The organism is Jatrophihabitans sp. GAS493 (assembly GCF_900230215.1).
Lineage (GTDB): Bacteria > Actinomycetota > Actinomycetes > Mycobacteriales > Jatrophihabitantaceae > MT45.
In genome coordinates this window covers 4,650,798-4,664,133 of sequence record NZ_LT907982.1, presented here as the reverse complement: position 1 = coordinate 4,664,133, position 13,336 = coordinate 4,650,798, and the positions used below count along the sequence as shown (strand labels likewise).

12 protein-coding genes and 1 pseudogene are annotated in these 13,336 nt (G+C 62.5%); 3 read left to right on the top strand and 10 right to left on the bottom strand.

From position 1 onward, the window contains the following. Positions 1–240: 240 nt before the first annotated feature. The 6 genes and pseudogenes from istB to CPH63_RS20950 all read right to left on the bottom strand — a co-directional run bounded on the left by istB (position 241) and on the right by CPH63_RS20950 (position 6,626). Positions 241–1,041, bottom strand: a complete 801-nt coding sequence (gene istB / locus CPH63_RS20975; protein ID WP_096304678.1) for an IS21-like element helper ATPase IstB — start codon at positions 1,039–1,041, stop codon at positions 241–243. Continuing rightward, positions 1,041–2,165, bottom strand: a pseudogene (locus tag CPH63_RS20970) (transposase). The gene istB and the pseudogene CPH63_RS20970 overlap by 1 nt, the downstream one beginning before the upstream one ends. Positions 2,166–2,248: 83 nt before the next feature. Then, a complete protein-coding gene (locus tag CPH63_RS20965) occupies positions 2,249–3,232 on the bottom strand; it encodes a hypothetical protein (protein ID WP_157749706.1) in 984 nt (327 codons plus the stop codon). 84 nt (positions 3,233–3,316) lie between these two features. Next, complete coding sequence (locus CPH63_RS20960) at positions 3,317–4,453, bottom strand: cytochrome P450 (RefSeq protein ID WP_157749705.1); 1,137 nt, start codon at positions 4,451–4,453, stop codon at positions 3,317–3,319. Between the two features lie 89 nt (positions 4,454–4,542). Then, positions 4,543–4,809 (bottom strand): acyl carrier protein, encoded by a 267-nt coding sequence (locus CPH63_RS20955; protein WP_096304675.1) that lies wholly within the window; start codon positions 4,807–4,809, stop codon positions 4,543–4,545. Further along, on the bottom strand, positions 4,806–6,626 hold the full coding sequence (locus CPH63_RS20950) for an AMP-binding protein (RefSeq protein WP_096304674.1): 1,821 nt from the start codon (positions 6,624–6,626) through the stop codon (positions 4,806–4,808). Before CPH63_RS20950 ends, CPH63_RS20955 begins: the two co-directional genes overlap by 4 nt. 414 nt (positions 6,627–7,040) lie before the next feature. Between CPH63_RS20950 and CPH63_RS20945 the strand changes: the two genes are divergently transcribed. After that, positions 7,041–7,223 (top strand): hypothetical protein, encoded by a 183-nt coding sequence (locus CPH63_RS20945; protein WP_096304673.1) that lies wholly within the window; start codon positions 7,041–7,043, stop codon positions 7,221–7,223. A 72-nt stretch (positions 7,224–7,295) separates the two neighbouring features. Here CPH63_RS20945 and CPH63_RS20940 read toward each other — a convergent pair whose 3' ends face one another. After that, positions 7,296–8,231, bottom strand: a complete 936-nt coding sequence (locus CPH63_RS20940; protein WP_157749704.1) for a hypothetical protein — start codon at positions 8,229–8,231, stop codon at positions 7,296–7,298. A 500-nt stretch (positions 8,232–8,731) separates the two neighbouring features. On the opposite strand from CPH63_RS20940, the gene CPH63_RS20935 reads away from it, so the two are divergent. Next, positions 8,732–10,048 (top strand): cytochrome P450, encoded by a 1,317-nt coding sequence (locus CPH63_RS20935; RefSeq protein ID WP_096304671.1) that lies wholly within the window; start codon positions 8,732–8,734, stop codon positions 10,046–10,048. A 23-nt stretch (positions 10,049–10,071) separates the two neighbouring features. Here the strand turns inward: CPH63_RS20935 and CPH63_RS20930 are convergent, their stop codons facing one another. Then, positions 10,072–10,743: a response regulator transcription factor gene (locus tag CPH63_RS20930; protein WP_096304670.1), complete on the bottom strand. Its 672-nt coding sequence runs from the start codon at positions 10,741–10,743 to the stop codon at positions 10,072–10,074. Between the two features lie 103 nt (positions 10,744–10,846). Next, entirely contained in the window at positions 10,847–11,386 is a 540-nt protein-coding gene (locus CPH63_RS20925) for a sigma-70 family RNA polymerase sigma factor (protein ID WP_206745601.1), read from the bottom strand. 313 nt (positions 11,387–11,699) lie between these two features. Here CPH63_RS20925 and CPH63_RS20920 point away from each other — a divergent pair, with 313 nt between their 5' ends. Continuing rightward, complete coding sequence (locus tag CPH63_RS20920) at positions 11,700–12,779, top strand: glycosyl hydrolase family 18 protein (RefSeq protein ID WP_096304668.1); 1,080 nt, start codon at positions 11,700–11,702, stop codon at positions 12,777–12,779. Positions 12,780–12,915: 136 nt separating this feature from the next. On the opposite strand, the gene CPH63_RS20915 is transcribed toward CPH63_RS20920, so the two are convergent. Next, complete coding sequence (locus CPH63_RS20915; RefSeq protein WP_096304667.1) at positions 12,916–13,287, bottom strand: transposase; 372 nt, start codon at positions 13,285–13,287, stop codon at positions 12,916–12,918. Between the last annotated feature and the right edge of the window lie 49 nt (positions 13,288–13,336).

Sequence of the window (13,336 nt, the reverse complement as noted above, 5' to 3'; positions counted from 1 at the left end):
GTAGGGACTTCCCCAGACTCACGGCCGAGCCCGAACGTCAGGTTCAAACAACGGTTGGTGTGACGACGAGGATGTGCAGACCGGTGCTTCGTACAGCATCAGTGAGTGGGTGACGGATGGCTCGATGCGTCAGCACGAGTGGTCTGACCCGGTTGGTTGATCCGGGTTGAGCCACACAAGCCAATCCGGGGAGAAACTGTCAATGCCGATTGAAAACGGGGCCACCTTCGTTGTTGTTGGTCATTCTTGGTCTGGTGTTGTGGCCGCGGAGCGGCCGAGGTCTCGGTCTCTGAGTCGGTAGCTGTCGCCTTTGAGGGCGACGACTTCGGCGTGGTGAACGAGGCGGTCGATCATGGCGGCGGCGACGACATCGTCGCCGAACACTTCGCCCCACCGTCCGAAGGGTTTGTTGCTGGTGACGATCAGCGATGCTCGTTCGTAGCGGGAGGAGACGAGTTGGAAGAACAAGTTCGCTGCTTCCGGTTCGAAGGGGATGTAGCCGACTTCGTCGATGACCAGCAGCGGGTAACGCCCGAGCCGGATCAGCTCGGTCTGCAGTGTGCCGTTGCGGTGCGCGACGGCGAGCCGGTCAACCCACTCACTGGCGCTCGCGAACAGGACCCGGTGCCCCGCTTGGCAAGCCCGGATCGCGAGCCCGGTGGCAAGGTGAGTTTTTCCGGTGCCGGGCGGACCGAGGAACACGACGTTGTCTTTGGCGGTGACGAAGTCCAGCGTCCCGAGGTGGGAGATCAGGTCACGTTTCAGGCCGCGGGCGTGATCGAAGTCGAAGTCCTCCAACGATTTGCGGGCCGGGAACCGAGCGGCCCGGATCCGACCTTCCCCGCCGTGCGACTCCCGGGCTGACACCTCGCGTTGCAGGCAGGCGACGAGGAACTCCTCATGCGACCACGACTCCGCCCGGGCTCGTTCGGCGAGACGGGCCACCGCATCACGCATTGTGGGTGCCTTCAACGCCCGCGTCAGAAACGAGATCTCCCCGCTCAGATCGCGGGCCGCAGCAGCAGTCTTGGGGGTGGCCATCAGGCCACGTCTTCGGTGAGGCCGAAGATCTGGTCGTAGTCGGTCAGTGATCGCTGCTCGACCTCGTCGGCAACTGCCACCGCTGCTGTCCTGGGCAGCTGGCGCAGCGTCTCGGCCGCGATCCGGTGCTCGGGATCGGTGAGGGTCTGATGCTTCGCCCAGCACCGCTCACGCGAGGCGACCACCCGCCCGGCGTGGTAGACAGTGACTGTGTCCAGATCGGCGCTGACATCGACGCGACGCCCGATCACCGACGGGTGGACGGAGTAGTCGTTGGCATCGACCCGAACGTAGCAATCCCTCGGTAGTCGTTGACTATTGCGCCACCCTGTCACCGGCGCGACCGGTGGCAATGCCAGCATCGCGGCCTTATCGGTGTCCCACCGATCGACCGGGCGGCATCCCAACGCCCGGTGCTGACGTTGATTGGCCCGGACCAGCCAGTCCTCGAGTTCAGTGTTGAAATTGTCGGCGGAGTTGAACCCGCGGCCCGGGCAGGAACGACGTCTCCAAATACTCGTTTGCCCGCTCGCCGAGACCTTTGGATTCCGGGTCACGCGGTTTGCACTGAATCACTTTGATGCCGAGCATCCCGCGGAACGCCTCGAACTGATCGGTCAGCTTCGGTCGCCCGGCCCGCCACGACCCGACCGCGGACTCGTTGTCCCACACCAACGCCCGTGGCACTGCCCCCAGACGTTGCAGCAGCAGCCAGTGCCCGGCAATCAAATCCGGCGCCTGCCGCGACGGCAACATCACCGCGGTCATCACCCTCGAATACCCGCAGACCATCACCAACACCGGTGGACGCCCCAACTGGCCGTGCCCTAACGGCACATCGACCGGCGGAAACCACAGATCGCACTGCACCAACTCGCCCGCGTCATATCCCGTCCGCGACGCCGGATCCGGTGGCGCGAACAGCGGCCGCAACTGCGACACCCGATCCCGCAGCACACTCGCGGAACGGGTCCAACCGACCCGTTCACCGATCACCGACGCCGGCATCAACGGGAACTCCGCCAACAACACCCGGATCGCAGCCGGCGCGCTATCGCACGACCCGCCAAACCCTCAGCCCTATTCAACCGGCGGATCTCCGCCCAATCCTCCACGGCAAGCACACCCCTCACTGTCAGGGATGGCCCTCATTTCAGTCGGCAACACTGGCCTAGTTTTCACCCGGCAGCGACAGAAACCAGACCGACTACTCGGGATGACCTCGTCCCGTGAGCAGAGCTGGTGGTTGGTACCTGAGTGCGTCATTCAGCCAGAGTCGAGCAATCACGTTGTCTTCGACGCAGTCGACGGTCAGTGCTCCACCAAGCGCACGAATTCGCTGATTCTCTTCACCCAACGAGTTTGTGACCAGATCGGCGGCGACACGATTCCGTGCCGACGGAACGATTGTCACCGTGAACGCAACGGTGAGCTGATCCCCGTCCCGCGAGAATCGAGCCAACACATTCGTTCCAAGGGCACCGAGCGTCGTCATCACCGTCACCGCGGCGTAATACAGCACTGATTCGATCTCCGGTGCGGCGCGGGTGCCGAGGCTCCCGCTGAATTCGACAGTGGCTGGTAGTGAGCTCGCAATCTCCCTCAGCGTTGTCTGCGGCCCGTGCTGACCCAGCAGCACTGGATGAATGGCTCTGGTAACGGCACGGAAGGTCTCACTTGCATGAGCCAGCGCCTGCTGTGTCTCGCTGAGCCGTCCTAGGACGTCACCCACGTCTGGACTAGATGAGACGAGCGAGGTGTCTAGGCGATCAACAACCTGACGCGCGTCCCGCAGTGGCGCACCGGCGAGCCGAAGCACGGAGGCAACGAGGTTCTGACGTTCGATATCCCGGGCGACCAATAGCTGATGCCGAGTCGTGCGCAGGTCGAGGCGGGACTGTACCTCGGCAGCACGCATCCGTCGGGATGCCGCCTGCTCTCTCGATCGGGCGACCAACAGACGGACAGCAGCAACGAGTTCCCGAGTCTCGCCAATGACCTCGTGACTGGCAACAACGAGTCGTCCAACCTCGTTCGTCCCGTCATATACAGGAATCTCGTCACGCCAAACGACTGTCGAATCGCTACTTAAGGTCCACGCGGCGGCGGCCGGCCAGCCTGGTTGCACAGGCATCCAAGCGACTTTCAGTGCGCCCCACACATATCCAAACCAGTTGAGCAACTCGGCCATACATTCATCGGTCGAGCGCTGCCCAGCAAGAATCCTGAGAGCTCCTGCCGCCGAGTCGGTCTGGACCGGGCCTCGTCCACGCACCTATTCGCCAATTGCTACGGGCAACGAAACCGGTGCTCGGTCGAAGAGAAGTCCGTGCCACTGCACGCTGTCATAGCTGGACGCGAGACGCAGGGTGGGGATCGCCTCGAAGATTGCCCGCAGTCCAATCTCCAACTCGGCTCGAGCGAGGTGCGCGCCGACGCAGAAGTGGCTGCCATACCCAAAGGTCAACGAATGCGCGACACGGTTGCGAGAGATCAGCAATTCTTCGGGACGTTCGTATAGCAGCGGGTCGCGGTTGACAGCAGCGATCAGAACAAAGACGACGGCGCCGGCCGGAATCGTCACACCTTCGATCGTCACATCCTCGCGAGCGTAGCGCCACGGCGAAAACGAAAACGGCGGATGGTGGCGCAACAGTTCTTCGACAACCTCACTCGCACGACCGCCATTGACGAGTTGTCGCAGCAGCGCGTTGTGGGTAGTCAGCATCGCGGCGCCATGCCCGATCGCGATCGCGGTCGACGAGATCCCCGCCCCCAGTAGCATCAGACAGGTTGAGACCGACTCTCGACGGCTCAATCCGCCGTCCGCTACTGCGTTGCATAGACTCGCCAGAAGCGACGTGGGGGCCAGGGAGTCTGGGTCGCGAATGAGGTCATGGATCATGTCGACCAGTTGATTGAATGTTGTTCTCATGGCCGGCGTAGAAGGGTTCTCGCGGTGCCCGAGAGCGCGCGTGAGTGACGTCGCCATCGGCAGATTATGCGCGGGCAAGCCAAGGATAAGACCCAGCACCTGTTCGGGCAGAGGACGAGCGAAGGTCGACATCAGATCCACCTGGGCCGAGGTGACCAGCTCACTAGACAAGGTGGCAGCCAGATTGGTGGCAATGGATTGGATCTCGCGTCGTTGTTGCTCCACGGCGTTCGCTGAGAAATGCTTCGCAACGACGCGGCGCAGACGAGCGTGATCCGGCGGATCACTGTTTAGCATGTGGCGACCTTCGACCGCGAACACGTCCTCTGCGTAGCGCCGCCCGCGCGGCGAATGCTCGGTCTTCGGGACCTTCCGTAAATCTTTAATGAATCGGGGATCGGTCAGCGCGGCGCGTCCCAGGCCGTAGCGCGTGATCACCCACGCCGTTAGTCCCTCCGGCAGCTGCACCGGCAGCACAGGCGCAAGCTCGCGAAGCGACGCGAAAGCGGCGTCAGCCGCCGGACGAGTCGCCGGAGGTAGGTCAAGGCTGGCCAGACAAGGACTGGTCATGCCGTGGGTAACGAAGCGAGGGAGCGCAGGATGAGTTGAGCAAGATCGTCACCGGTTCGGATATCAAACAGCTCGTCCTCGTCGAGGAGAATCCCCCATTGTTGCTCGCAGTCGGTGATCAACTCGATCAATGCCAACGAGTCGACGTCTGGGAACTCGTTGAGGCGACGATCCATCTGGACGCTCTCCGGCGCTATCCTCACAACCTCGGCCAGGCTAGCTCGCACGGAGTCCCTGATATCGGTCAATGTGGGAGTTCTCATGCGGGCGTCTCCAATCGAGCAATCTGCGGCGCTAGCTGTGCCCGCACCTGGTTGCGCTTCCATTTGCCGCTCGTGGTCCGCGGCAACGCGAGCGGTGCGACGATCTCCACAACAATGGCGTGAACGTCCAGTCGGGCGGCGACCGCGGCCCGAACGGCGTCAATCAGCCCCGCGGCCGAGTCGGCATCGTCATAGGACGCGGACTCGACCACCACGTTGATCTCCTCGGCTTCGGGTCTCGCCACCGCGACGCAGTGGCCGTGATACACGCCGATGACATCGCGGACCACGTTTTCGACATCGTAGGGGAAGATGTTTCGCCCGCGGACGATGATCATCTCTTGAACCCGGCCAGCGATGAACAGTTCACGATTATCGATGAATCCTAGGTCCCCAGTGTGCAGGAGACCGCCAGTGAACGCTCGCTCTGTAGCCTCAGGGTCGTGCAGATAGCCGCTCGTCACAGTCGTTCCCCGGATGCACAACTCGCCGAGATGCCGCTCCGGTAGAGCCGTGCCATCCGGCCCCAGGACGAAGAGTTCGATCTCCGGGACCGGCACTCCGAGTCCGACCAGTTCCGTCATTCCCGGCGTTGCGTCCTCGACGATCTCCACTGGCGACCCGGGGGCGAGGCTTCGCCGGTCAATGGTGAGCACGCGAGGATCTACGCCTGGCAGCGGCAACGTCACCCCCAGCGTGGCTTCAGCCAGCCCGTAGCCCGGGTACATGGTCGCAGACGAGACCCCGCGGGGACCTAGAATTCGCCGGAATCGTCGGACGGTCTCTGGGCGTACAGTCTCTCCGCCATTGAGGGCGATGCGCCAACAACTCAGATCCAGCTCCTCCTCCGGGGCAAGACGTTCAGCGGCGGAGAGCATCCGATCGAAAGCGAAGTTCGGACCACCCGTGATAGTGCCACGCGAACGAGCGATATCCCGAAGGATGTCCTCCGGGGCGCGAACCAGCGATATCGGGCTAAAGAGACGGGCCTCGATGCCCGCCGCCAACGACGACAGCAGCGTTATCAGCCCTAGGTCGTGGAACAAGGGGACCCAGCCGACCACGACGTCCGACGGTACGGTCTGCACACGCGCATTGGTAGAACTCAGCGCGGCAAGAACCGCCCGATGACTGAGCATGACCCCCTTCGGATCGCTGGTGCTTCCGGAGCTGAACTGGATGAGCGCGATGTCCTCGGGCTGAGGGACATCGGCCAGAATCATCCCCGCAGCATTGGGGACTGGCGCACCCAACGGAGCTAGCAAGTCACTGCATAGCAGCCCCTCTACCGATTCCCCATGCCCATTCAGTCGGGCGCTCACCGCCTGGCCGACCGGCTCGCCCACTCCATGAACGAGCAGGAACCGCATCCTTGCTTTCCTCACCGACGGCACCACCCGTGCGGCGACGTCGACGGGATCCATTACAACCGGCGGGATCGGGAGGGCCGCTACCGCGGCACCCGTAAGAAGCACTGCGAAGAAAGCACAGATGAATTCGGCACTTGTGGGTACCAGTAGTCCAACCACATCGCCCTTGCCCACGCCGACGCTGCGTAGCCTCGCTGCCCCCCGCTCGGCGGCGGCCGGAATGTCCACGTGGGCCAACTCTCCACCGGTCTCGCAGAACACAACCCGACCGGAACTGCAATGTAGCGATGCTACGAGGTCCGGAACTGTGGCGAAGTCATGCTCGGGCTCCATCGCATCTACTTTCTGGATGTCGCTCTGCGCGACGCTTCTGACTGGTCCGAGTTCAGGATCGTGGGCGTTCGACCAGTGTCCGCGCAAGAACGTATGTGCGTGGCCGATGGCCATATCTACCGCGGAAGGAACTCACATTCACGCGAAATCGGGTTACGTGGTACCCGTCCAAGCCGCATACCGACTGGAGCAGCACGTAGCCTCGCTCGACCGCTTCCGCCACCACACCCCCAACCGCGTGTGTCGCAACCGTTGTGTCAGGACTATGTTTCCCAGGCGAATATATGACTTTCTACCAAGTCCGGCAAGGGGTCCGACGGCCGCCGGTTCAGCGCAACGAGCGCAGCGCGTGCATCAGACGAGCGCATCGAGCGTGTGCCGGGGTGACGAGGACCGTCCCCGCAAGGTGCAATCGCCTCTAGCCTGGGACTTTCATGGTGTCGGCGTGCCGGTGAATTGAAGAGTGCTCCTGTCCAGCGGTGATCGAGGTTGTTGAGACCAGATCGTCGTTGAACGAGGAGCACCTTCGTGGTGAAGAGCATCGGGTTGGATCCGCGAGTCCATACCGACGCGGCCGGGACGGGTGTCGAGTCTCATGCCGGTGGCGTGCTGCTGGTCGAGGCTGCCGTCAGAAGTGGTCTGTCTGGCGATCAAACCGGACCGTGGAGCCGGCGCCACCCGAGTCGTATCGGCCAGAACACCGCATCCTGAATCAGGCTCACACCCGACTCAACAATCCCGACGATGACTCCGCATCTCGCAGATCGCTACGAAGGATCCGGACTAAAGCGACGAATGCGCCGAGCGCTCTACCATCACACAGGTAACCGCGAATCCACTACCCACACTCAAAACCATCGCGATCCGTCCTGGGCTCAATGTCCCTTCTCGCAACAAGTATTCGAGATTGCCTAGCAAATCGCCCGAGAACAAATGGCCGGCCTCTGATGCCAAATGCACGCGCCTTGGTTGCACGTCTTGACGAAACCGGACGCCGCTCATCAACACCTCTGCGAGTCGCCGTTCGACGCGCGGCAACACGACCAGATCAATCCGAGGATCGTCAACGGAAATCCCTGCTTGCTGCGCAGCATCTCGCACGGCCGAGCTTACGCACGTGCGAAACTGGAAGAGGTGCGCTTGACCTGCAGCGACGGCCTCGGGACTGCGGACCGGGCTCGCGCCGATGGGATTCCCATCAGGCAACCCAACCTCGTGGCCGACATACCCACGTGACGCGGCCGAAAGAACTCGCAGCGGCCCGCCATGGCTTGACAAGATCAAAGCAGTACCGCTATCGCCCAGCGCAACACCGATCTCACCAAGTTGCCAGCGCTGCGGCGCGTCGGCACCCAGCGCATCGGCAGTTATCACCATTGCGGTCCCCAGGGCCGGGTCTACGCGCAACTGGGCAATCGCCAGCTGGACCGCCATCGCTCCACCGTTGGACATCTGACGAACGCCGAGCACAACTGAGCTATCTGCACCAAGCAACCGGGCGACCCGCGCGGGCCGCTTCCACTCGGACGGAGACTCAGTCATCCCTGCAACCAGGATCATTCCCACAGCTGCAGCCGAAATACCCGCGTGCACCAGGGCCTTCTTCCCAGCTTCCACGGCCAATTCAACCGCATCGGTTGTAGCAATCGTGGTTGGCAGTAGTGGGGAGCTGCAATTCTCGGCTTCTTGCACCGATACTGTGCCTGCTTCAATCGCCACGCTGACATGAGTAGTGCCGGCTGGCAGACTCACGACCGCACTTCTGACGAACACGTCACCTGTTGGGTGCATCTTCGCCTCTATTCATCGTGAAACTCGTCGTCGGTTCACAGCCGTCGGGGTACGCACGCCTTCAGTCAACAATCAATCCAACCTGTCACGTAAGCCCACGCCGGCAGGGGCCCTGGAACCGGCCAACTGGTGAAAGTACCTCGCATCCGAACGCGCTCGGTCCTGTCCATCACAAGTCTTCCGCGAAGTATCGTCGTGGTCACGCGCCCAGGTCAACAAGGGCATGACTGCCGAACAGTGGGCTCACGCTCAGGTGGTTGAGCGCGTCTGGCTCTTAGCGGTTGAGATACCCTGGCCTGGTCCTCTGTCGCCCAGTTGTGGCGGCGTGGAGAGACCTCGCCGCTAGGTGCGGACTTCAACGGGCAGTAGATAAAGCGCCTTCGGTGTGTTTGACTTGGGGAAATTCCGGTGGCTTGGAGTGAGGTCACATGGCCGTTCCCGTGTCGTCCACGGCATCGGGTCTTGTCACGACCTTTATGCAGGATTCCGCGCGTATGGCCCGTGAGCGGGGCCCAGTTTTTCATCGCAGCCTGTTCCACCTTGAGTTCACTTTCGTCTCTAGTGCGGCGCTCGCCACGGAATTGTCCGATGAACGGCGTTTTAGGAAGTTGGTGCACCCGAGCGTCGCGGTGCTGCGTTCGTTTCTTGGCGACGGGCTGCTCTCCGCCGACGGCGATGATCCGGCGTGGCGGGTCGGGCATGAGCTGCTCATGCCGGCATTCAGCCAGGCCTCGATGCGCCAGTATCACCCGGTCATGCTGGACGCCGCCGATCAGCTCATCGAGACCTGGGACCAGGCCGACGGCGACCCAGTCGATGTCGTCGCCGACACCACCAAACTCAGCCTGGAGGTCATCGGCCGTTCCGGGTTCGGCTACTCCTTCGACTCCTTCCAGCAGGGGCCGACCCACCCGTTCGTGCTCGCACTCTCTGACACGGTCGCCAACGGGCAGCGCACCGTCACCCGCCCACCGATGCTGGGCAGTCTGATCGGTGCGCGTGCCGCGCAGCGGGCGGAACAGAACATCGCCTACATGAACAGCGTCGTCGATGACGTCATCACCCACCGACTGACCTCGGCGAACGACCAAGCTGAGGACCTGCTGGCAATCATGCTGGCCTCAGACCTCCTTGACCCGGTCGCGATCCGACACCAGGTGCTGACCTTCCTCGCCGCCGGCTATGGGACAACTTCGGGAACCCTGGCCTTTGCGCTGTACTACCTGGCGAGGGATCCAGAAGTGCTGGACCGCGCCCGAGCCGAAGTCGACGCCATCTGGGGTAACGACGAACCGACCTTCGACCAAGTCACCAAACTCCGATACCTACGTCGAGTCGTCGACGAAACCCTCCGCCTCTGGCCGACCGCACCCGGCTACGCCCGGCAGGCACGCGAAGACACCGTCCTCGGCGGGATCCATCCGATGCACGCCGGGGACTGGGTCCTGGTACTGCTACCAGCCGTACACCGCGACCCGGTATGGGGCGAGGACGTCGAGTCCTTCATCCCCGACCGCTTCCTACCCGAACAAATAAAACGCCGACCACCCGGAGCCTACAAACCCTTCGGCACCGGCGAACGAGCCTGCATCGGACGACAATTCGCCCTACACGAACTCGTACTAACACTCGGACTGCTAATCCGCCGCTACCACCTAACACTCCCACCCGACTACACACTTCAGGTGGAAGAGGTCCTGGTGTTCCGCCCGGTGGGACTCACGCTCCATGTTCGGCAGCGTTGACTAACGCCGATGCGAGCGCGGACTTAGTTTGCAGTCCAGCGTGGTTGAGCGTCCAGGTAGGCCAGAACGGCGAGCACTCGACGGTGCTGTGAGCCACCTTCATCCGAAAGGTCGAGCTTTGTGAAGATGGACGCTATGTGCTTCTCGATCGCCTTAACCGATAGATAGAGCTCACCGGCGATCCCCGGGTTGGAGCGCCCCTCGGCCATCAGACGCAACACCTCCCGTTCACGCGCGGTCAGTGCCTCGATTCCGCTCCGAGGTTTTCCAGCTGATCGCTCGACCAAGGCGGCGGCGAGTACCGGTTCGATCACGAGCTCGCCGTCGGCGATCCGGTTCAGAGTATCGGTCAGCGCTTTTACGCTGACGATCCGATCCTTAATTCGGTACCCGATAGATGCAGTGTGGATCGACAGCATTTCATTGACGAAACTCGCCTCAGCATACTGCGATAGCAGAAGTATGCCCATATCTGGATAGCGTTCGCGCAGTGTCTTCGCGGTGGTCAGGCCACCGAACGGCTCGGGAGGCATCATGATGTCAAGGATGGCAACTTCAGCCTGCACGATCTGCGGCTGGGCCAGGAGTTCAGTACCGGATGACGTCGCGGTCATGACCTCGTGACCGGCGGCCTCTAGCAGTAGTACCAGGCCGTCACGGAGAAGCACGCTGTCATCGGCGACGGCCACACGCATGCTTGTCTCCTCAGATCGTCGCACTGCCGAGACGACCACCATACCTTCCCATACTGAGCACGGCCTTCCTCAGCTCGAGGGCCAGTGGGTCGAACTGGTGCCGCTACGCCGTGAGCTGAAGATCAGCGGTGGCCACCCCGCGCAGCGCACGAAGGGCATAGAAGACACGGCTCTTTACGGTTCCCTCCGGCACGCCGAGCGCCTGGGCGGCTTGAGCCATGGTCCGATCGTAGAGAATGGTCGCGACCAGCGCTTCTCTTTGCAATTCAGGAAGCTTCTTGAGCAAGCTGGTCACCATCCACTTGCGAATCATGTCCTCGCTGCCATCCTCGGTAGCGCTGCCGTAGGACTCGTCGATGTCGACGGTCACCGGACGGCAACGAGCGGCCCGGTATCCATCCATCACCCTGTTGTGGGCGACCCGCATCAACCACCCACGCACCGACCCGAACTCCGGCGTGAGTCGGTCGAGGTGTCGCCAAGCTCGGATGAAAGTGTCTTGTACTACGTCCTCGGCCCAGACCGAGTCGCCATGCGTGAGCCGCATGGCGTAGTCGAGAAGTGCTTGGCGGTGTTCATCCACAAGTTCCCGGGTGCGTCGCTCGGTGTCCGATGAAGTCTGAAATGCGTTGTCTGTTGTCATGCATAGAGCTTCGGAAATTCATAGCTGAATTACAGCGGAGTACAGCCCCCTACTGGTCGGTGCGCGCCCTCCGGCTGAGGTAGGGACACCCCTACCTGCCCAGCGATTATCGGCATCCTCACCACGGTCAGCACAACCGTCAACGACCGAGAGCACGTGGGGTACGCATGACAACCAAGCCACAACTGATGCCCTGCACACACCATCGCGTCCTGCGGCAACCCGATCGACTCGCCTGTGTGCGCCTGCCGGCTCTACGACGCAGAGCGCGCCCCGTGCATGGTCCGCACGCCGCAGATGCCAGAGTGGGCAGATGCCGCCGCTGCACACCTTCATCTGGCGGTCGTGGACGACCTATCCGCGATACGTAACGGGAAGGAAGCACGCCAGCATGTTCACCCTGAAAAGAGCCGCGATCTCGGCGGCCGTCGTCTCCGCGCTCGCCAGCTTCGTGTTGGCCGGATGCGGGCGGCAGAGTCACCCGCTGCCTTCGGATACCCACGTTTCGCCCACCCACGACTCACCCGCCACCATTCCCCAGACGACGGTCGGCTTCCCCGCCCACTTCGCAGCGCCTTTCCTGCAGGTGTCTGACGCAAGCATCACCGATATTGCCGCCGATCGGGCGAAGACTGGCACCCGCGTCTACATCCTCGGATTCATTCGGGCGAGTCACGACTGCACGGGCGTCTGGGACGCCAGCGGTCACGCCATCGGCGCTTACCGTGCTCAGATCGCGGCGTTTCGACGCGAACGCGGCGAGGTCATTATTTCCTTCGGCGGCGACGCGGCCCGCGAACTTGCCCAGACCTGTACCAACCCGGTCCGGCTCCGCGCGGCCTATCAGCAGATTGTGGACACGTATGGCGTTACCCGCCTCGACTTCGACATCGAGGGCGGCGCTATCGACGACCACGCCGCGACCCATCGCCGCAACGTTGCCCTGGCCGCCCTGCAAGCATCGGATCCGGTGCTGCAGATCCAGTACTCGCTCGCCGTCGACCCTCAGGGCATGGAGTCGCCCCAACTCGATCTGCTGCACGACGCCGATCAGACTGGCCTTCGGGTGGCTGCCGTCAACGTGATGACGATGGACTTCGGCGATGGGGAGGACGCCTTCACCGACACCCTCGCCGCGGCTCGAAGCACGGTGGCCCAGCTGCAGAAGGTCTACCGGATCGGCGCGACCGAGGCATGGGGGCGTTTGGGAATCACGCCGATCGCTGGCAAGAATGACGACAAGGAGTTTCTCAGCCTCTCTGACGCCGCAGATCTGCAGGCATACACGACCGAACACGGAATCCAGCTGCTGTCATTCTGGGAACTTCATGACTATGACCGGCCGACCGGATTTGAATACTCGTCGATATTCAACCGGATCTCGAGCCGCTAAGTCGCCGGCCATCGCATTCTCGACGCCAAAGTCTCCCGACCGAGCCAGACGATGGCGGCCACCGACAAGTGGTACTCACCGCTTCGCCGCGCCCTGTCGTGTCCCTCGACTGAAACCCAATCATTCTAGTGCCGCGTCAGGCTGAAAGCGGGAGGTAATCCGGTTCGCGGATTTTGGAGCCGATCGCGAAGCGGGTCTTGAGTTGGGCGCGTTGGTTGCGCCAGCGAATGTACTTTCCGATCGCGGCGTCCTGGGTTTTGTGGTCGGGGTGGTCGCTGCCGTTGAGGGCGAAGTACCGTAGCGCGGTGAATTCGCACTCGATCCAGTTCGTCGAGGACGCGTTGGTCGGCGTGAACACCAGCTCGACATCGTTGGCCTGGCACCACTCGCGTACTTGGGCCTTCCTGTGCGGGCTGAAATTGTCGAGGATGACATAGAGCTTCCCGGCCGGGAAGCGGCGTCGCATCTGGCGCAGGAAGTCGAGGTTGGTTCGGCTGATACTTCCCATTTTTGGCCTTCGGGGGATGGGTGACAGTGTTCCGGCAGATGGGTTACAC